This window comes from Vibrio sp. 397 (genome assembly GCF_033339395.1).
In the GTDB taxonomy this organism is placed as follows: Bacteria; Pseudomonadota; Gammaproteobacteria; order Enterobacterales; family Vibrionaceae; genus Vibrio; species Vibrio alginolyticus.
The window spans coordinates 90431-112855 of record NZ_JAWOUN010000002.1 but is presented as its reverse complement, the minus strand read 5'-3'; the positions used below and the strand labels follow the sequence as shown (position 1 = coordinate 112855).

Here is a 22425-nt window from a genome sequence, read left to right as displayed (position 1 = left end):
TGTGATGTTTCTAGCGCTTCGATTTAAACCCGTGTGTTAGCAAGCGCAGTTTTATACCAAGCCACTTGAAGAGAGCTTGTTATACACCAGGCATGAGCACGCTAGCCAACTTTGTACTGATATCTGTTGGATAGGTTTGGCTATTGACGCTGAACATCACTTCAAATTATTTCTAAACTTTTCATTGACTCTGCCGCTAAAAGTGGAGGTGTTAATTCGCACTTTGGCCACTCATAATGTCGTGTTCAAAAATGAGACAATTTTACATGGTTTGGTATGGAAATGTGCGTTAGCCGTCCTTTTGATGGTTTACAAATTTTGTTGTAACGACTAAAAAGGACTTTTGGATTTTTAGCCAGAGAATGGCTTCTCATGGCGTTTGCATCAAACTTTTTCTGATGCGTATTTTTGGTTGGATAATTGGCTTTATGAGTAACGTAACCAGCACCATTTTGACAGAAAGTGGTACCAATGAGCTTGAAATCATCGAGTTTCATTTAGAAAAAACATTGCCAGATGGCAGCACAAAAACTTGTTATTACGGCATTAACGTTGCGAAAGTACGAGAAGTGATTCGCGTGCCAGAAACAACCGATTATCCAAACGCACAACCTCATATGATTGGTGTGTTCTCATCCAGAGATGTACTGACGCCTTTAGTGGATTTAGCTGGTTGGTTAGGTGTGCCAACACGACAAGATCTGGAGCGCAAGTTTGTAATCGTTACGGATTTCAACAAAATGACCAATGGCTTCTTAATTGACAGCATTTCGCGTATTCATCGTATCTCTTGGAATGATGTGGAATCACCAAGTCAGTTTTTGGAAGCGGGCGAACAAGATTGTGTAGTAGCCGTTGTCCGTAAAGAAGGCAACCTGATCATGATTCTCGACTTTGAAAAAATCATCGCAGACATCAACCCAGAACTGAGTATGGAAAAATACGATGTGAAAGGGGACAAGTCGGTGGATCTCAACCAGAGAATGGTCGGTAAGCGTAATGCTAAAACGATCATGGTGGTGGATGACTCAGCATTTATTCGCTCTTTGATCCAAGATACATTAGCTTCTTCAGGCTACAATGTGATCACATGTAAAGACGGTGGTGAGGCGCATGAGAAGTTGATGAGCTTGATCGAGGTTGCGAAAGAAGAAAACTTGCCAGTTAAAGAGCTATTAGATGCGGTGGTTACGGACGTAGAAATGCCTCGAATGGATGGTATGCACTTAGTGAAGAGACTACGCGATACCGAAGCGTTTCATGAAATGCCGATCATTATGTTCTCGTCATTGATGAGTGAGGATAACCGAGCGAAAGCACTATCTCTTGGCGCAAATGATACGATTACCAAGCCAGAGATTGGCCGCATGGTGAATATGATGGATAAATACGTGTTTAACTTTGCGTAAAAAACCGATCAGATGAAACAAATAAGGCTGCCGATTGGCAGCCTTATTTTTATTGAGGGCAGGGAAGAATCTCTAAGGTGTAACTCTCGTTTGGAGTCTGCGGTGGCCCATATAAAATTCCACATTGTGTAAGGCTAGCTCTTTTTTCGTCGGCTGCAGCAATGACCATTTCGCGAGTTGTTGAACCAGCCGGGTGATGAAATGTTTTCCAATCCGAGTCTTCTTCGTTCAGTCCTTGCACGAGTAACTTCATCGATTCGCTATCAGAATCAGGATATCCATATAAAAAAACACAGCGCTTTGAACCACCAATATTACAGCCGTCAAATGGTAAATCTGCCATTAAAGCACTGTCTACGAAGTTTGAAACGTAAGGCTTGCTTTCCAATCCCGCAATCGCCATTTTCCCATAACCGACGCCTAATGCTGACGCAATAGCGCCTTTCATTCCTTCCAAACGAGCTTCACGTGCATCACTTTGAAGGTTTAAAAAGCGTGGCGCGGCAGTGACAGCAAGAATACCGAGCACGACAATAACTACGACTAACTCTATTAGAGTAAATCCCGTTTGTTTTTTCATATTATTTTCACAGCAAGTTAAAGGTAGAAAAACACTGACCGTACACTTGTTTATTGTGTAAATAAGTACGGTAATGATAAATCGATCAATAGTATAAAGAGGTGAGTTGTAAAGTGCTATACCGACGCCGCACTAATTGACTGAATCCATTAAATGCTACGGAGAATTCACGGGTCTAATTCGGCTAGATTTTAAGAGGTCATTAATTCCGCTGAAGAAATGCTGCGTGAACAGGCGAGCATGAATCCTCTTCGATGTAAGCAAACATGTACATCAGCGGAATGAAATACAAAATGCAAATGAGGGCGAACCGCACAAATGGATTGTCTTTTTATTCACTTTGATGAATGCTACGCGGAATTCATATCGCAGTATGCCTGAGGTATTCACCATGTGAATGTGCTTTGGTTTTGTGTTTATTTTTCAAATATAAGAATAATCTAAATGGAATTCGATTCGATAAACTTCCTTGCAATAGGTTTGATATTTCTTGGCTCTTATGTCCAGACCGCAATCGGTTTTGGCTTGGCTATTGTTGCCGCACCTTTACTGATTCTTTGGGCGCCAGAATATGTTCCTGCGCCAATCTGTTTAGTCGCGTTATTTATTTCGTTGATGAATGCGATGAAGCACCGCAGTAGTGTTGAAATCGGCGGCTTAAAGATGGCGTTGATTGGGCGAGTGCCGGGATCAATTGCTGGTGGCTTGCTACTCTTTTTTGTATCTACACAAACTCTCACGCTTTGGATTGGTTTGTTGGTGCTGTTTGCAGTCGTGGTGAGTGTTTTACCGTTTCGGGTTGAGCCTACGCCTTCGCGTATGACATGTGCTGGTTTCTTTTCTGGGTTGTTTGGTACCAGTTCTGCGATTGGAGGCCCTCCGATGGCGTTATTGTTGCAGCATCAAGAAGCAAATCAGTTACGCGGCAACTTATCGGCTTTTTTTGTTTTCAGTTCGATTATTTCACTAATAGTACAAATCCCAGTGGGCTTCTTCACATTGCATCATTTGGTCATTACTATTCCTCTATTACCTGCTGCGGCGCTTGGTTACTGGCTAGCAATGAAAACTACCCAGTCGTTACCAAAAGAAAAGATTCGGTTTGGGGCACTTATGTTGTGTTTTGTGAGTGGCTTTACCGCCGTCGTACAAGCGTTGAGCCAATAATGCCATCTGCATCATAAAGTCACTGCGGGATTGCATTCCTTTTTATGTATGGCGGACTTGTTTACTTACGCCAAATTGGTCGTTTAGATGGGCGATAGTTTTATGAATAACACTCGTTATGGCACTTTTATGGCAGCATTCTCCTTTGTGATCTGGGGATTGCTACCAATTTATTATCGTTATTTACCAAATGCTTCTATGGATGAGTTGCTAGCATGGCGAATCATTGGGTCTGTACCTGTCGGGTTTCTAATTGTACTTGGGATAACCCGTCGAGGGCTGAATTGGAAAGAAATCTGGCTTGATAAAAAATCCTTGTGGTACACGTTTGTGGCGAGCAGTTTGATGTGTATTTCTTGGAGTGCGTTCACTTGGGCTTTGACCCATCATCGGGTCATCGATGCCAGCTTAGGCTTCTTTATTGGACCATTAGTATCTGTTGCGCTGGGCGTATTTATTCTTGGGGATAGGCTCTCAAAAGGCAAACTTATTGCAATAGTGTTGGCAACAATTGGTGTTATGTATCAAGTGATTCACTATGGTCAGCTACCCGTTATCGCACTAACGATGGGGTTGTTCTTTGCTTTGTATGGGTTGTACAAGAAGAAGATAAATTATGACTGGAGTACAACCTTGTTTGTTGAGGCGTTGTTACTGACTCCAGTTGCACTCGCATATTTGCTCTATAAACAATGGGCAACTGGTGAACTGGCTTCGGGCACAGATACCACAACATTGCTTTTGTATTTTGGCAGTGCACCTATCACAATTTTACCACTTGTATTTTATTCTATCGCAATACGTATAACTAATTTATCAACCGTCGGTCTAATGCAATACATCGAGCCAAGCTTGCAGTTTGTGTTGGCAGTTATGTTTTTTGGCGAACTGTTTGACGAAGTGAAAGCGGTGACCTTTGCATTTATATGGGTGGGGCTGTTGTTCACAATTTTTGAAAGTATTGTCAAAGGGCATCGGCGCAAAAAGCTGGTCAAACACCCCTTATAGTGGTTTCAATATTCTCACATATTAGCTTCTTTATTCTTATTCCCTCATTTGAGGGCATTTTTAATACCATAAAGCATTGGCTTTCGTTTTTTGCCCGAATAGAAATCATAACTTGAGATTATTTGACGCATTATCATAGTGATACCGCTATAGTTATAGCCAAGTGACACGCTTATATAAGTGAAAACCAGATCAAGAAGGACGACATATGATCACAGCGCTGTATGCCAACATTCTCGCAATACTCATTATTTGGTTGGCTGTTCAAGTAATTAAGCAACGTCGCTTAAATCAAATTGCTTATGCCGATGGTGGGGTAGAGGCTCTACAAATTACTCGTAGTGCCCAGAGCAATGCGACAGAATATATCCCCATCACCCTAATTTTAATGGCACTTTTAGAATTCAATAGTGCTTACCCAACATGGATACATCTCACCGGTATTATTTTTGTAATTGGTCGAGTTATTCATGCTAAAGGCATATTGAAAAAAGACTTGAAAAAGCGCATTAGAGGGATGCAGGTGACATTTCTGGTGATACTTTCATTGGTTGTGTTAAATATGATTTACCTGCCATACGATAAGTTATGGTAAGTCTGCGACGTTACATTCCACCACCTTGGGTACTCGTTCTGATTGGATTAGTACTGAATATTGGCGCGATCATCGTTACTAGCTTAGTCCTTGATAAGTTGGGTAAACAGCACTCGCAGCTCGCAGAGCAAACAGCAGAAAACTTGTATTCCATCCAACTCGCATGGAACAGTGTGGAAACCCTAGAAAGGAAAAGAGAAGCTTTACTGCTGCATGTGCACATAAGTCAGAGCGTAGCGATACCTTTAGAGCTAGAAGAGGTATTAGCAGGGCATTTATCTTCTTGGGTTCTCAACGAGTCGGATGAAATAAAAATTGATCAACTTCCTCAACTAATGTCAAAGATAAATCAGGCACAAGCTTCGTATAGAGACCGCATCGATAATTACTACATTGAGAATGTAGAGCTCAATGAGGTAATGGCAAAGCAGGATGAAAAGATCGCTTGGTACAAGAATATCGGACTCTTCTTGCAAGTATTCGGACTTGCGTTAATCCTTGCACGCGACTTAGCTAGGAAGCAATAAAAGCAATAGCTAAAGATCAGATTTATTGCGAAATGCCAATGGTAGTTTGCAAATTGCAATTTATTCGGTGAGCAAACAGTAGCTATTGGTTAAGTTTTAATGAAAGTGATTAAATAACAACCTGTTTTTGTGCGCTGAAAAGTTGGCACGCCTCATGCTTTAGTATGAGTGACCCTTTCTAAGCCGAGGGTCACCTAGCCAACTGACGTTGTTAGTGAACCATCTTGTTCACAAATATATACAGCCAATCACGACTCCTTGTGGTTGGCTTTTTTTTATGCAGTCTAGAACTGTGCTTTAATCCAGATCATGCGATGGTCGGAAGATACATCCTTACCATCACCATACTTACCGATACGTGCATCGTTAAATAGTTTACGGCCTTCTTCATAAGACGCTGACCAGTACACACCAGAGTCTATTACATTCAAATTTGCTGAAGGCAAGGCATAGTCTACCCCTAAGCCAAACGTTGAAGTGATGCGATTCGGATATGGGTGAGTTGAACTGCGGTCAACAGCGTGTTCAGCTGCACCAAAGCTTGTTGGGTAAAGCTCACCATTCATCACGGTTTGATTAACCAATGGATCGTTGTGCAGCTCTTGCATTACAGAGCTAATACCGTCACCAGCCACTGGATCAAGGTTTTGATCACCCATCATTACGAATTTAGTGCCGTTCGTTAAGCCACCTGTTTTACCCGCATCGTCGTAAAAATAGTCTTTGCCTTGAATGTAATGATGCCAAAACTCCACTTCTGCTGCGTTTTGCGCTTTGTTTTTACCGGTGTCGAATACTGGTGGAGTAGGATGAGACATCAACAAGTGTACAACTTCCTCGCCATTGCGAGTTGGAATGATGATTGGCGCGTCGACGTGATTTTTCGAAGATAGACGCACTTGATCCCATTCTTCCGCTGAGTACCATTCATCACCACACTTCATGCCGTCTGGAATCTTTTGCGAACCGTCACAGATAGTAATGGTTGGAATTTTCGCACCTTCCATATCTTTCCATTTAAATGCTTGGAATGTACGTGTGTTTGCCGTGTCAATTTTATACTTAGACATAAGGGCAAATGCATATTGACCATGGTACATGCCAAAGCCCCATGCATCACCTGGCATTTGACCTGCGGTTCCGTTGTTGTCAAGATCAAACTCACTCAACAACCCTGTATTGGTTGAATAAGATTCAGCATAAGGGTATTCAATAGGCTCAAGGTTTGCTTCACCGCCCGCGCCATCGATACTTTGCGCGACAGACAAGTAGTTCTTCTGGAATCCTTCAATGGCTGCTTTGTTTTCACCTGTTCCATCGTTGTTGTATTCCGCCATCATGAGAACATCAGGACGATTCTTTTGAATGATTGCTGCAACGTTACGAATTTGAATGACTTTTTCCGCAGTGGTTTTGTCTTCGGCTGCGATTGAACCGTCTAAATAAGAGGTGACCAAAGCAGCTTGCTGCGTTGGTTCAATTTGCATTTCATCTACCAAAGTTTCGAAGGTAGCGCGGTCAAAAGAGAGGTTGTAAGTCGCTATTTTTACTTCTTTAGGCTGAACATTGACGTATTCAGTATCGTCATTACATCCAGATAGTAGAGCGGCGCCAACAAGGACAGCGATAGAGGTTTTGATTGCTTTCATGGGTACGTCATACCTTATAATTAATTCGGCTGAATATTAAAGTCATCAGTCATTGTTTTAAGCGATATTAGTCACACAAACGTTTTCATATTTACATGTTCAATTAGTTTTTGTGTGATTTGTGCAATAAATGCAACACTTTCAACACCAGAAGGTTATATGTAAATTGTTAAAAAACGGTGTCGTTATTGATGCGAAATAGAGAGCCCGCCACCGTTAAAAAGAAAAGCGTAGAATTTAAGCGTGCATGAGATGTTTGAGTTGTATGTTTATCGCCGTGTTTTATTTTTTATGTTCAAATTTCTGTATATATTAAGCAGTCAATCAGAAGTGAGGACGACCTCACCGCTCTATCTTTTCTCGGGGACGACCCCATCTCGTTGGGAAATGTGACATGGCTTGGGGAATTCTCTTCATTGCGGGCTTGTGTGAAATCGCATGGGCTGTCGGTCTTAAATATTCACAAGGGTTTACCAAATTCGGTGCTTCGGCATTCACTATTGTCTTTATGTTATTGAGCTTTTGGTTGCTTGGCATTGCGTTAAGAACCTTGCCTTTAGGCATTGCTTATGGCGTATGGGTAGGGATTGGCGCAATAGGCACGGCAGTCGTGAGTATTTATCTGTTCAATGAGCCAGCAACACTTATCAAAGCCTTAAGCTTGCTAATGATTGTCGCTGGTATCGCAGGGTTAAAAATATCAGCTTAACGTTAGGCTAAACACAAAACAGCCAGAGTCACTCTGGCTGTTTTTCTAAATGTCGTGTTTACGGTTCTAGGTAGGTATATCAAGCGTTGCGCTTAACAAAAGGTAACCGTAAGTGATGACCAAACGCATTAATTAATGCGCCTGTAACAATCAGACCGCCACCGACGTACGTCCAAATGATCGGAACCTCGCCAAAAAAAATGATGCCTAACAACACAGAAAATACGATCTGGATATACGAATAAGCGGAGGCTTTACCCGCTTGTTGAGTTTGCATCGCTTTGGTTAACCCCAATTGCCCAATTTGGGTAAAGACACCAACTAGAACCAACATGAAAGTCAGATATAGATCGGGCATTACAAAATCGTCGCCAATCAGTAAGAGTGAAGCGGGGAGAGCAACCAACGGGAAATAGAAAATGATCACTGAGCTGTCTTCTGTCTGACTCAGTTTTCTGACGATGACGTAGGCAATTGAGCTACCAAATGCGCCTAAGATCGCAATCATGACGCTAAACATTGGTAAAGCGCTATCTGAGCCTTGCCCAGTTTCTGGGCTTACCATGATATAGATGCCGAGTAAGCACAACGCAATACAAAGGAAAGTTGACGGCTGGATGCGCTCTTTCAAGAAAAATACGGCGAGTAGTGCAGTAAATACCGGATGAATATATTGGAATATCGTCGCTTCTGCCAAAGGTAAGGTGGTCACTGAATAATATACACACATCAGAGCCATCGTGCCCACAGCACCGCGTGCAAATAGTAATGGCTTATTATTGCCCCATACAGAAATTCGTTTTCGCTTTACATCGAAATAACTAATGATAAGTGAAACGAGCGCTCTTGCTGCAACGATTTCAAAAACGGGGATACCGTAGTTGCCGACGTGCTTTACTGTAGCCGACATCAGAGCAAAGCCGAACGCGGAAAGCACCATAAAGCGCACACCGATGGGAATCATAGTGTTGAATGAATTGGACATTTTACTGCTCATTTGTTGCGACAGATCTCACTTTAGCATACTTAGTTAGCGATTAAATCCTCTCAACTCAAACACTTCTGTCGACAAGATGAATAAACAGTAGAATACGTAGCAATTAATCTGCCTCTCTTCAGCGTAACAATAAAAACTCGATATTTAAGGAGCTTACATGATCCCGATAAAAGCAACGCATGTTTCAGGCGTTGTCATTTCAAAAATTGATGACATAGAAAAAATGCTGTTACTCAAACGCGTAAAAGGTGGCTATTGGTGCCATGTTGCAGGTGGTATCGAAGCGGGTGAAGCCGGGTGGCAAACCATTTTAAGAGAGTTAAAAGAAGAGACACTAATTGACCAAGTTGAGTTACATACAGCAGACTTTCTAGAGCAGTTCTACGAAGCAAAAAATAACCGTATCATGGTTATCCCATGTTTTGTGCTATTTTGTCCGCCTAACCAATCAGTTGTTCTTAACGATGAGCATACAGAGTATCGCTGGTGTACGCTTGAAGAAGCTAAGCAGCTGGCTCCGTTTGCCAATCAGCATCACCTCTATGAACATGTATGGAAGCATTATGTAGATGTGGCATCACTAACGCCATTTACGCTGATCGATCAAAAGGGCTAAATGAACGGCAACGGCTTTGATTAGTTTTTATAGAGAGGTTTGTTCTCATAAAATGAAGCGTTAGGATTTGCGCTGAGCGTTCACAATAAAAAGGAATAACATCTATGGATGAAGTCACATGCCAAGAGACGTATCAAGGAAATCACTTACAGAAGCGTTTTTCCGTCTCGCAAAGGATCTCAATTGAGCCCCTCAATACGAAACACGCGTCCGCTTTACTAGAGGTTGTGAACACTCACCGAGAGAGCCTTGAGGGCTATCTACCTTGGACGGATTCTGTCACGAATCATCGAGAGGCCGTGAACTACATTTCCCAGCGAGTGAACAGTAACGCGCTGGATTCCCACTGGTGTGCAATTTATTTTGATGAGCAGCTTACGGGTGTTATTGGCATTAAAGGTGTGGATTCACATACGCGTGTTACTGAAATTGGCTACTGGCTTGCCAACAATGGGCGAGGCCATCGTGTGATTGATCAAGTACTCGCAGTATTGATCCCTTTTTTGAAGCGGAAAGGGCACGCACAATTCATTCAGTTCCATTGTATGGAAGATAACATCGCTAGCATCAATATTGCTGAGCGTGCAGGCGCCACATTAAAAGAATACGTTGATCATGAGTTTGATATGCTTGACCGCTCTCAACGACTAGGCATTTATGAACTACGTTTGATGTAGTATCCACCCCAGAGATATTTTAATCAGAGTTCGAACTCTAACTTCACGAGCGCTACAATAGTAACATTGTTGCGCTCGTGTTAACTTGGAGCGTCATTGGTAGAAACTAGGCTAGGAGAAGCATCATGAACGCAATCACAGAGGTTGAAGTAGATAACTTGTTACAGCAAAGCCTCGAACGCTTAAAAGCGGCATATGCAGCCGAGCCTTATCCTAGTTTGGATGAACGTAAACAGCACCTCGTTTTGTTAAAAAAATCGCTGCTTGAGAACAAACAAGCGCTGGTTGAAGCGTTAAGTGACGATTTTGGCTATCGCTCAGAATTTGATACCGCTATGACCGACGTTTTGCCAACGGTCTCGCATATTAATTATACCCTCAAACGACTAAAAAAATGGTGCAAACCCAGCAAGCGCGAATCCGGCTTATTGCTCGCACCTTCTAAAGTCACCGTTCAGTATCAACCGTTAGGTGTCGTCGGGATCATTTCACCGTGGAACTTTCCTGTGATTTTGAGCCTTGCGCCTTTAGTGACAGCATTGGCTGCTGGCAACCGCGTGATGATGAAGCTCAGCGAATTTACGCCAAAAACCAATAAAGTCATCGTCGATATTTGCCGTGGGTTGTCTGAGTATGTCGAAGTTTTTGAGGGTGAAGCAGACGTCGCACAAGCATTCAGCCAACTGCCATTCGATCACCTTTTGTTCACGGGTTCTACGAGTGTTGGCCGCGCAGTGGCAAAAGCGGCAGCGGAAAACCTTACCCCGGTGACGTTAGAGTTGGGTGGAAAGTCCCCGGTGATCATTGCAAAAGATGCAGACATGAAGAAAGCCGTTGATGCTATCTTGTTTGGTAAATGCATTAATGCAGGCCAGATTTGTGTCGCGCCTGACTACGCATTTGTACCGCAAGAACGTGTCGAAGAGTTCATTTCGCTATTCTTAAAACGTTTTGAAAAGCTCTATTTAAAATCCAACAAGAATCAAAAGCTGACCCATATTGTCAACCAACGACAATATGATCGTTTGACTGCGCTACTTGAGGATGCAAAAGCGCAAGGTGCTAACCTTCACACTGTTGAAGCGTCGCCCCAAGAGGAACGACTTCTGTATCCTCATTTGGTCACGGACGTGTCGCCGAATATGCGAATCATGCAAGAGGAGATCTTCGGGCCATTTCTACCTGTTAAGCCCTACAATGCCGTTGATGAGGCGATTGACTACATTAATCAGCACCAAAGACCACTTGCGCTGTATGTTATGTCGGACGACAAATCGACCATCAAACATATTGTACGCCACACGCACAGTGGTGGCGTCGGCGTTAATGATACGGTTTTACATGTTGGCGCTGAAGATGCACCTTTTGGTGGCGTTGGTGAATCGGGTATTGGGCATTATCACGGAGAGGAAGGATTCAGAACTTTTAGTCATGCGAAAACCATTCTTCACACACCGAAATGGTTGCCAAGAACGAGCGTATTAATGCGCCGTAGGGGTATGGCGATAAAAGCGATCCAAAAGATCTTTGTTCGATAATAATTATGATTTGATTGATAAAAAACCGCCCGAATAGGCGGTTTTTTGTTTCTATATGCTCTGAAACGCTGGGCACCAAAGTCCGAGAAACTTCCTTCGCGTGCTACCAACAAAACAAAGAAAGGCTCTTGTTGAAAGAGCCTTGTTCAGGAAATGTCGAGAGGTTTTGGCAAGTTTAATGCAGAACTTCACTGCTGAATCTTAGATATCTACAGTCGTTCATCAGTTCTTTAAACGCCTTTCTGTCCAGCTTAATCAGAGTTTCATGATCGCCAGCTTCGAGATAGACATGTTCCAAATTTGCTAATCTTTCATCGCAAACTGTCGACATGTGGTAAGGGCTACCAATCGGTGGAATAGCGCCGTGTTCACAATCGGTGAAGAGTCGGTAAACCATACGCTCTTTCACCAAGTGGAAGGTGGCATTAAATTCGTCGTTTAATCGCGACAAACTGATTTTGTTGTTGGCAGGTAAGACCGCCATCATATGACGCCCTTCATGATCCTCTAGAATCACACCTTTTGCGATATTCATTAAAGGCACACCTGCTGCAACACCACTTTGTAGCGAGCTATGACTGTGGCTGTGATTCACGGTTTGAAAGTGAATGTTATGCTCAGTCAAATATTCATCTAATCGGGTTGCAATCGTCATATAGCCTCCACGTGTATGAGACCCATAAAAAGTATAGGTTAGTCGGGCGACAATCGCGCATTTTACTCGGCGACACTGACGCTCTTTACGCTCCTGTTCTACGCTTATTGCAAGCCAGCGAGAAAGCATGGTTAACAATAATAAATAGGGGGCAACATGAGCAAGCCAATCATCGCTGATAACAAGCCGATCAAAGTAGAGTTGAAAGCTGGGCAAGAATATTACTTCTGCCGATGTGGGCGTTCTAAAAATCAACCTTACTGCGATGGGTCTCATTCGGGAACCGGCTTAAAGCCAATGAGCTTTAGTGCGGAAAAAGACGAAGATGCCTATCTCTGCCAATGTAAGCATACCGCCAATGCTCCTTTTTGTGATGGTACACACAAGCGATTTACCGCAGAGCAAGTCGGTAAAGAGGGACCGGAACAAAAGCGAGAGAAAAGAGACAAACCAACGGCGTCTGCTACTCAAGAAGAACTAACCCTCGAGTTTATCCACCAATTAGCGAGAGAAGGACTCTCTAAACTCGGTCATCATGGTCCGATGGCTGCAATGGGGGTTCCTAGGCATTTGCTACCACATTGGGATGCTATACAAATCATGGTGGCGCAAATGGCGACACAACCGTTGTTGGAAGACGTTCCTGTGTCTACCGAGTTGATTGTGGGACCAAACGCGCGTAAGCCGCTCAGACTCGCCATTCCTTTGTTGGTGTCGGACATGAGTTTTGGCGCACTTTCTGAAGAGGCGAAAATTGCACTAGCAAAAGGTGCAGAGTGGGCAGGGACTGGGATTTGCTCTGGTGAGGGTGGCATGTTACCGGAAGAGCAAGCCGCCAATTCACGGTATTTCTATGAGCTTGCTAGTGCTCAATTTGGCTACGACGAATCTAAGCTTCTTAATGTTCAGGCGTTTCACTTCAAAGGCGGGCAAGGAGCAAAAACGGGCACGGGTGGTCATCTGCCTGCAAATAAAAATGTAGGTAAGATCTCTCAGGTGAGAGGCATCCCCGAGGGACAACCAGCGATATCACCACCAACGTTCAAAGATCTTCACACTACTCACGATTTCAGAAAGTTTGCTGACAGAGTTCGTGGCATCACAGGCGGTATTCCAATTGGATTTAAACTCAGTGCCAACCATATTGAGCAAGACATCCAGTTTGCGCTTGATGCTGGGGCTGATTATATCATCTTAGATGGTCGCGGTGGTGGCACGGGTGCGGCGCCAACTATGTTCCGTGATCATATTAGTGTACCCACCATCCCTGCATTAGCTCGTGCACGTAAGTACTTAGATGAAAAAGCCGTAAGTGACCGCGTCACATTAATCATCACCGGTGGGTTGCGAGTTCCTACGGATTTTGTCAAAGCGTTGGCACTTGGAGCAGACGGAGTAGCGATAGCAAACAGTGCGATGCAATCGATCGGTTGTGTCGCCGCTCGCATCTGCAACACCAATAATTGCCCGGCAGGCATTGCGACACAAAATGCCGATTTGAGGCAGCGTCTCGACGTTGAAAAGTCATCCCAGCAACTGAAAAATTTCTTCGAATCCTCGGTCGAGCTCATGCAAGTTATGGCAAGGGCGTGTGGTCATCACGCTCTGAGTGAATTTAGTCATCATGATTTAGCGACCTGGGATCACAACATGGCGAGGCTGTCTGGGATTAAGTATTCAGGTATGGACTTAAACTGATCTCTATCCATATTTTCTACATATAGGTACATGTTTGATAACAATTATTTATTCGCTGAAATGTTTGAAATTTTGACTTGGCGTTAACTAAAAAAACAGTGTATGAACTACGCTGTTTGAGGTGGATATTCGATTTATTGAATAACAAAGAGTGGTTACCACAACCACGACACGAAGGAGCATTATATGAGCAAAGCAAACGGCGGTTCGGTAGGTAAATGTCCAGTTATGCATGGTGGGCAAACATCTACAGATAAGTCGGTGATGGATTGGTGGCCGAATGCCTTGAACTTAGACATCCTGCATCAACACGACTCCAAAACCAACCCATTTGGTCAGGACTTTAATTACAAAGAAGAACTGAAAAAGCTAGATGTCGAAGCACTTAAAAAAGATTTAAAAGATTTAATGACTGATAGCCAAGACTGGTGGCCTGCCGACTGGGGACACTACGGTGGTTTAATGATCCGAATGGCATGGCATGCAGCGGGCAGTTATCGTATTGCGGATGGCCGTGGCGGTGCTGCTACAGGCAACCAACGCTTTGCTCCTCTCAACTCTTGGCCAGATAACGCCAACCTGGATAAGGCTCGACGCCTTTTATGGCCAATCAAGAAAAAATATGGCAACAAACTAAGTTGGGCAGACCTGATTGTCCTTGCCGGTAACATGGCGTACGAATCCATGGGCTTTAAGACCTTTGGCTTTGCGTTTGGACGAGAGGACATCTGGCACCCAGAAAAAGACACTTACTGGGGCTCTGAGCAAGAATGGTTAGCCACAAGTGACGCTGATAACAGCCGCTACTCTGGTGAGCGAGATTTAGAAAACCCGCTTGCTGCGGTAATGATGGGTCTTATCTATGTGAACCCTGAAGGGGTAGACGGTAACCCAGATCCTCTCAAAACAGCACATGACATGCGAGTGACCTTTGCGCGAATGGCAATGAACGATGAAGAAACCGTCGCGCTCACAGCTGGTGGTCACACGGTGGGTAAGTGTCATGGTAATGGTGATGCCGCAAACCTTGGCCCAGAGCCCGAAGCAGCAGACGTTCATGAGCAAGGTCTTGGCTGGATTAACCACAAAACACGTGGTATTGGCCGTGACACGGTAACGAGTGGCATTGAAGGTGCTTGGACAACGCACCCTACACAATGGGACTACGGATACTTCCACCTACTATTTAAGTATGACTGGGAACTGAAAAAGAGCCCAGCTGGCGCATGGCAATGGGAGCCAATCGACATTGAAGAACAAGACAAGCCTGTCGATGTTGAAGACGGTTCTAAGCGCTACAATCCAATCATGACCGACGCCGATATGGCGCTCAAAATGGACCCTGAATATCGTAAGATTGCAGAAAAGTTCCAAAATGACCCTGCGTACTTTGATGACGTTTTTGCTCGTGCCTGGTTTAAGTTGACACACCGCGATCTAGGACCAAAATCATGTTATTTCGGCCCTGATGTGCCAAGCGAAGATCTTATTTGGCAAGACCCAACGCCCGCAGGTAAGGCAGACTACGATGTTGATTTAGTAAAAACAAAAATCGAAGCAAGTGGCCTATCCATTAGTGAGTTAGTAAGTACGGCGTGGGATAGTGCGCGTACTTACCGTGGCTCTGACCGCCGAGGCGGTGCAAATGGCGCGAGAATTCGCTTGGCTCCACAAAAAGATTGGCAAGGGAACGAACCTGAACGTCTAAGACGTGTTCTTGCGGTGTTAGAAAAAATAGCAGCAGAAGAGGGCTGTAGTGTTGCAGATGCTATCGTGCTTGCTGGTAACGTAGGTATTGAACTGGCTGCGCGTGCCGCAGGTCATGATGTTTCCGTACCATTCGCGCCAGGCCGAGGTGATGCCACCCAAGAGATGACGGATGTGGAATCGTTCGAAGTACTTGAGCCTGTTGCTGACGGTTTCCGAAATTGGTTGAAGAAAGACTACGCGGTTAAGCCAGAAGAGCTTTTATTAGATCGTGCTCAGCTTATGGGGCTAACGGCGCCAGAAATGACGGTACTTATCGGTGGTATGCGCGTTCTAGGCAGTAACTACGGCGGTGGAAAAGAGGGCGTATTTACTGACCGAGTCGGCACTTTGTCGAATGATTTCTTCGTGAACCTTACTGACATGTCATATGCGTGGCAACCAGTAAGTGCTAATCAGTACGAAATCCGTGATCGTAAAACCGACGCTGTGAAGTGGACGGCAACCCGTGTGGATCTTGTCTTTGGTTCAAACTCGATCCTGCGTTCGTATGCGGAAGTGTATGCGCAAGATGATAATCAGGAAAAATTCATCCATGACTTCATCGCCGCATGGACGAAAGTCATGAACGCGGATCGTTTTGACTTGCAATAAGTGAAACGATGTTCATCGATAGATGCGTAAACAAAGTTGATGAATAAGTAAGAGAGGCGGGCGAAAAGCTCGCCTTTTTCTTTACCTATCTTTTTACTTTGATTGTTACTTTGATTGAAAATTAAGCTCATTTGAACCATAATAACCGGACCATATGAACCACAGGAGCTTGATATGGCAACTGCAGCATTAAAAAGCTTCAAACCGAAACAACCTCATAAAGCCAATTTCTGGTTTATGTTGGGTATTGAAGACGCTGAAACAGGTCGCACTGATGCGGTTCACAAAGGCTTTGAGCCAAAGGTGTATCGCAATATTGTTGAGCGTGTGAAGCTTTCTCAGAGTGAGTTTCAAAACGTCACATTGATACCTGTTAGCACGATCAAGCGTCGTCTAAAAAACGATGAGCGCTTCAATACGCAAGAAAGTGATGCAATCTATCGATTAGCGATGTTATTGAAACTCGCGACAGAACTGTTTGACGACGAAGAGCGCGCGTTAAAATGGATGAGAGAGAATGTGTATGGCTTAGGTGGAAAACGTCCACTTGATATGGTCTCGACCACGGTGGATTTTGAAATCGTAAAAGATTTGATCGGCCGTTTAGAGCACGGGGTATTCTCGTAATATGAAGCTCTATCGTCTCACACAAAAGAAATTTGCTGACACGCCATTCAGCCCCGTTGGCGCAAAGTTATTTGGAGGGCGATGGAACTCAAAAGGAACCGAAGCCCTCTACTTCTCTGAATCGGAATCCCTTTGCTCGTTGGAAGTGTTTGTGCACGTAAACAACGATCCTGCTATCACCAAACTTTACGATTTATATCGTATTGAAATGCCAGAATACCTCATCGCCACCTTAGATGAAGAAGATCTCCCTGTGACGTGGCGAGCAATACCGGCGAGCGAGTCTACGCAGTACATTGGTGATCAGTTTCTCAATGATCCTCATCCAGAGTTTGCCGCGCTGCAAGTGCCTTCAACGATTTCACCTCGTGATAAAAACTACGTGGTGAATCCAAATCATCCCAAAATGAAAGAGATCATCAAGAAAGCCGAAAAGCTCGATTTCGCGTTTGATCCGCGCATTTTCAAATAGACGCCTAGCTTTGTCTTGCTTTAAAGCATTCAGCGCTTACCTGAGATAAGCGCTGAAGCATAGAAGTTTATTTCCTTGGTTATTGTCGGTCGTAAGTGAACTGTTGCGCTTCATTTGTAGTGTTGAGGTAATGCCCAAGCACCAACTCAGCACCTTTGTAAGATAAATGGCTGTCATCCGTATACATCGCATTGTTTGCTCCAACTCTCATTCGACATACGCCATTTCTGCAAATGGCATCGGTCAAGTCGACAAACTCAACGTGCTCAAATTGCTCAAAGTAGTTCACTAACTTCGCCACGTTTTGAGGGTGATGTTGTTTGGGAGAAAAGTCGCAGGCAGACTCTTCTGTCTCGCCAAACAAACGCGCTTTCCAAAGGCATTCTCCTACCGCAAACGGTGCAGAAGGGGTTGGACCGAAAACGACCACTTCCTTTCCTTTCAGTTCATTCAATAATTTGGTTAATGATGCTTCATAATCGGCTTGTGAAAGCTCTTTATTGAAGTTAGAAGAGATAACAACGCGACGAATGGAAGGGGTACTTAGAATGGTATCGACAGCCTCATTGAAGAACTGTCGGCAAGAAATTGAGCCAGCAGCTTCTAGGATGTCGACATAACCGACCGCACAGGAATCTTGAGTAAGTTGCACCACGCCAGTTGGTGTTACTTCGGATAGACGCTTCACGTAAACCATGCTGTGACTATTGCCTAACACAGCGATGGCGGGCTGCGGTGCAGACGAGCACACATCGTTAACGTTGGTGTTGCCGTTGCAATCTAAACCATAACCGTTGTTAACGCGCATGGCCTCGAAAAATGCGCTTCTTTCTGGAAAACCACCGTTCTGATGACCGATAACGCCGAGCGTTAGCAAGGGCAACGTCAACAACACAATAACCGCGGACACAGTGCGCATGCTCATGGCTTTTCGGCTACGGAACGGCTTTTCAATAAAGCGCCAAGTGAAGTAAGAAAGTACAAAAAGAGTGACAACGTAAAGTGGGATATTGATGTCTTGTGTTGTGTCCAACACGTAGCGGTAAAAGACAAATAATGGAATGTGCCACAAGTATAAGCTGTAGCTGATTAAGCCGACGAACACGACCCACTTTAGGCTCAGTAATCTACCGCAGACATTGTCTTTAGAGGCAAACAAAATCACCAACGCGCTACCGATGACCGGCACCAGCAGCGTAATGCCCGCGCCATCTTGCGATTTTTCAAACAAAAGCGCGGAAGCCAATATCAAAACGATGCCAATGGTTGCTAGAGTATCGTTAGATTGAACTTGGACTTTTCTCATCACTAATGCGAGTAATGAACCGGTTGCCAGCTCCCAAGCGCGAGAGAAGATCATGTAAAAAGCGAAATCAGGATCGTTGCTCGCGTAGACAATAGTCATCAAACTCAGCACAAATACCGTGATAAAAAAAGTCAGGTAAAACGCGTTTTTGCCACGAGCGAGTAGCATGAGTAGCAAAGGAATGACAATGTAGTATTGTTCTTCAACGCCCAAGCTCCATGTGTGGAACAGTGGGTTGGCTTGATCTTCTAAACCGAAGTAATTGTGGCCTTTCAAATACAGAAGAATGTTGGATGAAGAGAGAATGGAAGACACTGCAAATTGACCAACGTCTTTGTGTGCTTGCGGCAAAAATAGCCACCAAGACATCAAATAGCTGACGGCGATCACCACCAGTAAGAGGGGGAGTATGCGACGAATGCGTCGCTCATAAAAATCACCAAGGCTGAACTTCTGGTTTTCTAAGTCGTTAATCACGATGGTGGTGATCAAATAGCCGCTGATCACAAAAAACACGTCGACGCCAATAAAGCCACCAGCGAATTGCTCAACTCCTGCATGAAACAAAATCACCAACGTGACAGCAATCGCCCTTAATCCGTCTACTTCTGCTCTGTAAGTCATATCGTGTTGCTCCAACATTCCGTTTAATGAAGTAGAGCAAAATATGAACCAGAAATAATGTTTATTTAAATCAGTGCCTTAAAGTGATTGTCAAAATGAAAATGCTAGGTGGGTTAACGAATTCCCAAATTGAATTTCAATATGGAAACCCCATAAAGAATGATCTTAAGAAGCGCTAAATCAAAGAACGTAAAGCGCGAGGCACTTAGACTTCATTGAAAATGATTACGCTAAAGAAACGATGACAGAGAATACGATTCAGGAAAAAATTGCCAGCTTTACTTGTATCGAAGAGGCTTTGGATTACTTCGACATCGAGTTTGATAGCAGATTTATCGAAAACAACCGAACCGAGTTGGTTAAGAGGTTTAACGGCTACTTAATCCTCACTAAACCGGATGATTGGTTTTCAGGTCGTCGTGCTTTAAAGAATGCTTACTGTAAAGTACAACGCCGTTTGCTCAGTAAAAAGACGCGCTCTGCGTGCCGAGGTTGTACATCTTGTCAAAGACGTTAATTCTGGTGGCTTGCCTAAAAAGAACCCTGCATCTTGGCGTCACAGGGGGAAGAGCAAGGTTCTTTTGGGTTAGCTATTGGTTTGTCGCGAGTTGCGAATCAGCTTTACGTAGATGAATTAACCCGCGTGGTACGCAGAGTAGTCCACTAAGCCTTTTTCACCGCCGCCGAACAATGTGGCAGGGTCATGTTCTGCCAGTGGATAGCCATGCTTGATGCGGCTTGGTAAGTCTGGGTTTGCAACAAACGGACGGCCAAAGCCAATCATGTCAGCTAAACCACTTTCAATCGCGTGTTGCGCCTTTTCTGCGTTGTAACGACCGGCATAGATCAGTGTGCCTTTATACGCCTCACGAACTGCGGTTTTAAAGTCGTGCGGAGTGTCTGGCGCGTCGTCCCAATCTACTTCTGCAATGTGAATGTAAACCACATTGAGTTTATCAAGCAGCGCTGCAGCGGCGGTGTAGGTTTCGACTGGCGTACTATCAACGGTGCCATTTAACGAAGTGAATGGTGCAAGACGAACACCAACACGCTCAGCGCCAATAGCTTGCGTCATCGCTTCTATCACTTCACCAAGAAAACGCAGACGGTTTTCAATAGAGCCACCGTATTCATCGGTGCGGTTATTCGCTTCAGAATCGATAAACTGGTTAACCAAGTAGCCATTCGCTGCATGAAGCTCGATACCATCGAATCCGGCTTCTATCGCGTTTAGTGCGGCTTGGCGGTACTCTTCAATAACGTTCTTGATGTCTTGTTTGGTCATTTCACGTGGCTCAACCACGTCGACAAAGCCCGGTTCGTCTGTGCCGTTATCGACAAACACTTTCACGTTTTCTGCTTTTAGCGCAGAAGAAGAAATAGGTTGCTCACCGCCAATGTTATCAGGGTGAGTCACACGACCAACGTGCCATAATTGCGCGAAGATAACGCCGCCTTTCTCGTGCACTGCATCAGTTACTTTTTTCCAGCCAGCAATTTGCTCTGGGCTGTAAATGCCTGGTGTCCATGCATAGCCTTGACCCATTGGCGAAATTTGTGTGCCTTCAGCAACGATTAGGCCCGCTTCAGCACGTTGAGCATAGTAGGTCGCCATCATGTCGTTAGCGATATTACCTGGTTGAGAAGCACGAGAGCGCGTCATCGGAGGCATAACGATACGGTTTTTTAATGAGAGAGAGCCAAGTTGAATGGGTTGAAATAATGCGTCTGTCATAGGAAACCTCGTTATTTTTGAGTTTGGATGAGTTCGATTTGGTAACCATCGGGATCTTTAATGAAGGCGATGTGAGTTTCTCCGCCTTTCATTGGACCTGGCTCGCGAGTAACGTTGCCACCAAGCGCTTTGATTTTTTCGCAAGCGGCGTAAATATCTTCAGACCCCAGTGCCATGTGTCCGAATGCGTTACCCAAGTCGTAACTGTCGGTATCCCAGTTATAAGTTAGCTCGATGGTCGCGCCATCTGGTTGATCAGGGTTACCAACAAACACCAGTGAGTAACGGTATTCTTGGTTTTCAAAACGATCCAAAACACTCATTCCCAGAACCTTTGTATAAAATTCGATCGATTTGTCTAGGTCAGCAACACGGATCATCGTGTGGAGAAACTTCATAAGTCGCCTTTTCATAACGTTGCGTAATCACTATGCAAACCATATCGCCACTCTAAATAAACTGGAAATTATCGTTAATTATTAAAATGATTATTTAGTGTTATGAAAAGCGAGGTTGCTGGCCCTGCAACATGCAAACAAAGATTACTCGCCGTTTCTTTTTAATTGTTGGCATATGCTAATTAATCTTTTGAGAAACCGAGTAACTATCATGTCCACAAACAGCTACTGTCATTACACTCACGAATCTCATCATCAATGTGCGGTTTGTTCTTCAATTAATGTGAATCCGAACTCTTTGGCCGTGAACTACCAATACCTAGCCGATGGTTCTGTTGTCGGAGAGTTTCACGTTTTACCGCGTCATCAAGGTTACACAGACCTGTTGCATGGTGGTATTGCCAGTTCGCTTCTCGATGGTGCAATGACGCATTGTTTGTTATCTAGAGACATTCAAGCCCTTACGGCGCAGTTGGATGTGCGCTACCATGCACCTATTCAGTTAGATGATCGAGTCACGATTACTGCACACTGTGAAGGTGAACGACGCGGTATATATCAACTGGTGGCTCAATTGCGGGTCAATAGCGAAGTTAGAGTGACGGCTAAAGGGAAGTTTATTCGTCCTAAAAAGGCATAAATAAAAACGTGTTCTACGGAGAGGCAATGAAGAAATTTGATGAGCTGTATGCAATTGCGACGAGAAAATCTCAATATGACCAAACCAACACTTGGTTTAAAGGCGTAGAGACTTATCTAGAGGCCATTGGCAAAGAAGTTGATGAAGTCCGCGAAGAGATTCGTGAGGATCGCCTTTGTCATTTGGAAGACGAGTTAGGCGATGTGTTGTGGAACTATCTTAACGTATTAAAAGCGCTGGAAAGAGAAAAGGGCATAGATCCTGAGAAAGTACTCGAAAGAGCCTGCAACAAATACGATCAGCGTGTATCTGCGATTGAGTCGGGACGCAGTTGGGATGAGATAAAACAGCAGCAGAAACAAGCCTTGAACGCAGAGCACGAAGCCGCGCAGTTAGAAGATGTAAAGAGCCAATAACTGCGCTTGGTATTGAAAGGG

23 protein-coding genes are annotated in these 22425 nt (G+C 44.3%); 16 read left to right on the top strand and 7 right to left on the bottom strand.

Going from position 1 to position 22425, the window contains the following annotated elements:
- Positions 1-428: 428 nt before the first annotated feature.
- Positions 429-1409 (top strand): chemotaxis protein, encoded by a 981-nt coding sequence (locus tag R7P36_RS03630; protein WP_025998672.1) that lies wholly within the window; start codon positions 429-431, stop codon positions 1407-1409.
- Positions 1410-1458: 49 nt separating this feature from the next.
- Here R7P36_RS03630 and R7P36_RS03625 read toward each other — a convergent pair whose 3' ends face one another.
- Positions 1459-1989: a prepilin-type N-terminal cleavage/methylation domain-containing protein gene (locus tag R7P36_RS03625; protein WP_042520741.1), complete on the bottom strand. Its 531-nt coding sequence runs from the start codon at positions 1987-1989 to the stop codon at positions 1459-1461.
- Between the two features lie 444 nt (positions 1990-2433).
- Between R7P36_RS03625 and R7P36_RS03620 the strand changes: the two genes are divergently transcribed.
- The 4 genes from R7P36_RS03620 (at position 2434) to R7P36_RS03605 (ending at position 5286) form a co-directional block, all read left to right on the top strand.
- On the top strand, positions 2434-3156 hold the full coding sequence (locus R7P36_RS03620) for a sulfite exporter TauE/SafE family protein (RefSeq protein ID WP_042520743.1): 723 nt from the start codon (positions 2434-2436) through the stop codon (positions 3154-3156).
- Between the two features lie 102 nt (positions 3157-3258).
- A complete protein-coding gene (gene rarD / locus R7P36_RS03615; RefSeq protein ID WP_086047617.1) occupies positions 3259-4164 on the top strand; it encodes an EamA family transporter RarD in 906 nt (301 codons plus the stop codon).
- Positions 4165-4372: 208 nt separating this feature from the next.
- On the top strand, positions 4373-4759 hold the full coding sequence (locus tag R7P36_RS03610; protein ID WP_033906496.1) for an MAPEG family protein: 387 nt from the start codon (positions 4373-4375) through the stop codon (positions 4757-4759).
- Positions 4753-5286, top strand: a complete 534-nt coding sequence (locus tag R7P36_RS03605) for a hypothetical protein (RefSeq protein ID WP_033906497.1) — start codon at positions 4753-4755, stop codon at positions 5284-5286. Before R7P36_RS03610 ends, R7P36_RS03605 begins: the two co-directional genes overlap by 7 nt.
- A gap of 284 nt (positions 5287-5570) precedes the next feature.
- Here R7P36_RS03605 and R7P36_RS03600 read toward each other — a convergent pair whose 3' ends face one another.
- Positions 5571-6935 carry an endonuclease/exonuclease/phosphatase family protein gene (locus tag R7P36_RS03600; protein ID WP_086047445.1) on the bottom strand — a complete coding sequence of 455 codons (1365 nt, stop codon included), beginning with the start codon at positions 6933-6935 and terminating at the stop codon, positions 5571-5573.
- Between the two features lie 394 nt (positions 6936-7329).
- Between R7P36_RS03600 and R7P36_RS03595 the strand changes: the two genes are divergently transcribed.
- Positions 7330-7644, top strand: a complete 315-nt coding sequence (locus R7P36_RS03595) for a DMT family transporter (protein WP_005376506.1) — start codon at positions 7330-7332, stop codon at positions 7642-7644.
- Between the two features lie 79 nt (positions 7645-7723).
- Here the strand turns inward: R7P36_RS03595 and R7P36_RS03590 are convergent, their stop codons facing one another.
- Positions 7724-8629 (bottom strand): DMT family transporter, encoded by a 906-nt coding sequence (locus tag R7P36_RS03590; protein ID WP_033906499.1) that lies wholly within the window; start codon positions 8627-8629, stop codon positions 7724-7726.
- A gap of 169 nt (positions 8630-8798) precedes the next feature.
- Between R7P36_RS03590 and R7P36_RS03585 the strand changes: the two genes are divergently transcribed.
- The 3 genes from R7P36_RS03585 (at position 8799) to R7P36_RS03575 (ending at position 11472) form a co-directional block, all read left to right on the top strand.
- On the top strand, positions 8799-9257 hold the full coding sequence (locus tag R7P36_RS03585; protein ID WP_213899952.1) for an NUDIX hydrolase: 459 nt from the start codon (positions 8799-8801) through the stop codon (positions 9255-9257).
- A 104-nt stretch (positions 9258-9361) separates the two neighbouring features.
- Complete coding sequence (locus R7P36_RS03580; protein WP_005376503.1) at positions 9362-9934, top strand: GNAT family N-acetyltransferase; 573 nt, start codon at positions 9362-9364, stop codon at positions 9932-9934.
- Positions 9935-10059: 125 nt separating this feature from the next.
- Positions 10060-11472, top strand: coding sequence for a coniferyl aldehyde dehydrogenase (locus tag R7P36_RS03575; RefSeq protein ID WP_213899953.1), 1413 nt, complete (start codon positions 10060-10062; stop codon positions 11470-11472).
- A 175-nt stretch (positions 11473-11647) separates the two neighbouring features.
- On the opposite strand, the gene R7P36_RS03570 is transcribed toward R7P36_RS03575, so the two are convergent.
- Positions 11648-12127 (bottom strand): aminoacyl-tRNA deacylase, encoded by a 480-nt coding sequence (locus R7P36_RS03570; RefSeq protein ID WP_005376501.1) that lies wholly within the window; start codon positions 12125-12127, stop codon positions 11648-11650.
- Positions 12128-12283: 156 nt separating this feature from the next.
- On the opposite strand from R7P36_RS03570, the gene R7P36_RS03565 reads away from it, so the two are divergent.
- The 4 genes from R7P36_RS03565 (at position 12284) to R7P36_RS03550 (ending at position 17285) form a co-directional block, all read left to right on the top strand.
- Entirely contained in the window at positions 12284-13825 is a 1542-nt protein-coding gene (locus R7P36_RS03565; protein WP_318122012.1) for a glutamate synthase-related protein, read from the top strand.
- Between the two features lie 186 nt (positions 13826-14011).
- Positions 14012-16186: a catalase/peroxidase HPI gene (gene katG / locus R7P36_RS03560; RefSeq protein ID WP_213899955.1), complete on the top strand. Its 2175-nt coding sequence runs from the start codon at positions 14012-14014 to the stop codon at positions 16184-16186.
- Positions 16187-16360: 174 nt separating this feature from the next.
- A complete protein-coding gene (locus R7P36_RS03555) occupies positions 16361-16813 on the top strand; it encodes an antitoxin Xre/MbcA/ParS toxin-binding domain-containing protein (RefSeq protein ID WP_017820987.1) in 453 nt (150 codons plus the stop codon).
- Position 16814: 1 nt separating this feature from the next.
- Positions 16815-17285 (top strand): RES family NAD+ phosphorylase, encoded by a 471-nt coding sequence (locus tag R7P36_RS03550; RefSeq protein WP_005376497.1) that lies wholly within the window; start codon positions 16815-16817, stop codon positions 17283-17285.
- 79 nt (positions 17286-17364) lie between these two features.
- Here R7P36_RS03550 and R7P36_RS03545 read toward each other — a convergent pair whose 3' ends face one another.
- Positions 17365-19215 (bottom strand): acyltransferase family protein, encoded by a 1851-nt coding sequence (locus R7P36_RS03545; protein ID WP_213899956.1) that lies wholly within the window; start codon positions 19213-19215, stop codon positions 17365-17367.
- A 241-nt stretch (positions 19216-19456) separates the two neighbouring features.
- Here R7P36_RS03545 and R7P36_RS03540 point away from each other — a divergent pair, with 241 nt between their 5' ends.
- Positions 19457-19732, top strand: a complete 276-nt coding sequence (locus R7P36_RS03540) for a nitrogenase-stabilizing/protective protein NifW (RefSeq protein WP_213899957.1) — start codon at positions 19457-19459, stop codon at positions 19730-19732.
- Positions 19733-19849: 117 nt separating this feature from the next.
- Here R7P36_RS03540 and R7P36_RS03535 read toward each other — a convergent pair whose 3' ends face one another.
- Both R7P36_RS03535 and gloA read right to left on the bottom strand, forming a co-directional pair.
- Entirely contained in the window at positions 19850-20950 is a 1101-nt protein-coding gene (locus R7P36_RS03535; RefSeq protein ID WP_213899958.1) for an alkene reductase, read from the bottom strand.
- An 11-nt stretch (positions 20951-20961) separates the two neighbouring features.
- Positions 20962-21348: a lactoylglutathione lyase gene (gene gloA / locus R7P36_RS03530; protein ID WP_005376490.1), complete on the bottom strand. Its 387-nt coding sequence runs from the start codon at positions 21346-21348 to the stop codon at positions 20962-20964.
- Positions 21349-21559: 211 nt separating this feature from the next.
- Here gloA and R7P36_RS03525 point away from each other — a divergent pair, with 211 nt between their 5' ends.
- Together R7P36_RS03525 and R7P36_RS03520 are read left to right on the top strand one after the other, a co-directional pair.
- On the top strand, positions 21560-21988 hold the full coding sequence (locus tag R7P36_RS03525; protein ID WP_017820983.1) for a PaaI family thioesterase: 429 nt from the start codon (positions 21560-21562) through the stop codon (positions 21986-21988).
- A 26-nt stretch (positions 21989-22014) separates the two neighbouring features.
- On the top strand, positions 22015-22404 hold the full coding sequence (locus tag R7P36_RS03520; protein WP_005376487.1) for a MazG nucleotide pyrophosphohydrolase domain-containing protein: 390 nt from the start codon (positions 22015-22017) through the stop codon (positions 22402-22404).
- The last annotated feature ends 21 nt before the right edge of the window (positions 22405-22425 follow it).

Bases quoted from the DNA above. Each gene is read 5' to 3' on its own strand.
- R7P36_RS03630 (WP_025998672.1), top strand. From the start codon at position 429: ATGAGTAACGTAACCAGCACCATTTTGACAGAAAGTGGTACCAATGAG.
- R7P36_RS03625 (WP_042520741.1), bottom strand. From the start codon at position 1,989: ATGAAAAAACAAACGGGATTTACTCTAATAGAGTTAGTCGTAGTTATT.
- R7P36_RS03620 (WP_042520743.1), top strand. From the start codon at position 2,434: ATGGAATTCGATTCGATAAACTTCCTTGCAATAGGTTTGATATTTCTT.
- rarD (WP_086047617.1), top strand. From the start codon at position 3,259: ATGAATAACACTCGTTATGGCACTTTTATGGCAGCATTCTCCTTTGTG.
- R7P36_RS03610 (WP_033906496.1), top strand. From the start codon at position 4,373: ATGATCACAGCGCTGTATGCCAACATTCTCGCAATACTCATTATTTGG.
- R7P36_RS03605 (WP_033906497.1), top strand. From the start codon at position 4,753: ATGGTAAGTCTGCGACGTTACATTCCACCACCTTGGGTACTCGTTCTG.
- R7P36_RS03600 (WP_086047445.1), bottom strand. From the start codon at position 6,935: ATGAAAGCAATCAAAACCTCTATCGCTGTCCTTGTTGGCGCCGCTCTA.
- R7P36_RS03595 (WP_005376506.1), top strand. From the start codon at position 7,330: ATGGCTTGGGGAATTCTCTTCATTGCGGGCTTGTGTGAAATCGCATGG.
- R7P36_RS03590 (WP_033906499.1), bottom strand. From the start codon at position 8,629: ATGTCCAATTCATTCAACACTATGATTCCCATCGGTGTGCGCTTTATG.
- R7P36_RS03585 (WP_213899952.1), top strand. From the start codon at position 8,799: ATGATCCCGATAAAAGCAACGCATGTTTCAGGCGTTGTCATTTCAAAA.
- R7P36_RS03580 (WP_005376503.1), top strand. From the start codon at position 9,362: ATGGATGAAGTCACATGCCAAGAGACGTATCAAGGAAATCACTTACAG.
- R7P36_RS03575 (WP_213899953.1), top strand. From the start codon at position 10,060: ATGAACGCAATCACAGAGGTTGAAGTAGATAACTTGTTACAGCAAAGC.
- R7P36_RS03570 (WP_005376501.1), bottom strand. From the start codon at position 12,127: ATGACGATTGCAACCCGATTAGATGAATATTTGACTGAGCATAACATT.
- R7P36_RS03565 (WP_318122012.1), top strand. From the start codon at position 12,284: ATGAGCAAGCCAATCATCGCTGATAACAAGCCGATCAAAGTAGAGTTG.
- katG (WP_213899955.1), top strand. From the start codon at position 14,012: ATGAGCAAAGCAAACGGCGGTTCGGTAGGTAAATGTCCAGTTATGCAT.
- R7P36_RS03555 (WP_017820987.1), top strand. From the start codon at position 16,361: ATGGCAACTGCAGCATTAAAAAGCTTCAAACCGAAACAACCTCATAAA.
- R7P36_RS03550 (WP_005376497.1), top strand. From the start codon at position 16,815: ATGAAGCTCTATCGTCTCACACAAAAGAAATTTGCTGACACGCCATTC.
- R7P36_RS03545 (WP_213899956.1), bottom strand. From the start codon at position 19,215: ATGACTTACAGAGCAGAAGTAGACGGATTAAGGGCGATTGCTGTCACG.
- R7P36_RS03540 (WP_213899957.1), top strand. From the start codon at position 19,457: ATGACAGAGAATACGATTCAGGAAAAAATTGCCAGCTTTACTTGTATC.
- R7P36_RS03535 (WP_213899958.1), bottom strand. From the start codon at position 20,950: ATGACAGACGCATTATTTCAACCCATTCAACTTGGCTCTCTCTCATTA.
- gloA (WP_005376490.1), bottom strand. From the start codon at position 21,348: ATGAAGTTTCTCCACACGATGATCCGTGTTGCTGACCTAGACAAATCG.
- R7P36_RS03525 (WP_017820983.1), top strand. From the start codon at position 21,560: ATGTCCACAAACAGCTACTGTCATTACACTCACGAATCTCATCATCAA.
- R7P36_RS03520 (WP_005376487.1), top strand. From the start codon at position 22,015: ATGAAGAAATTTGATGAGCTGTATGCAATTGCGACGAGAAAATCTCAA.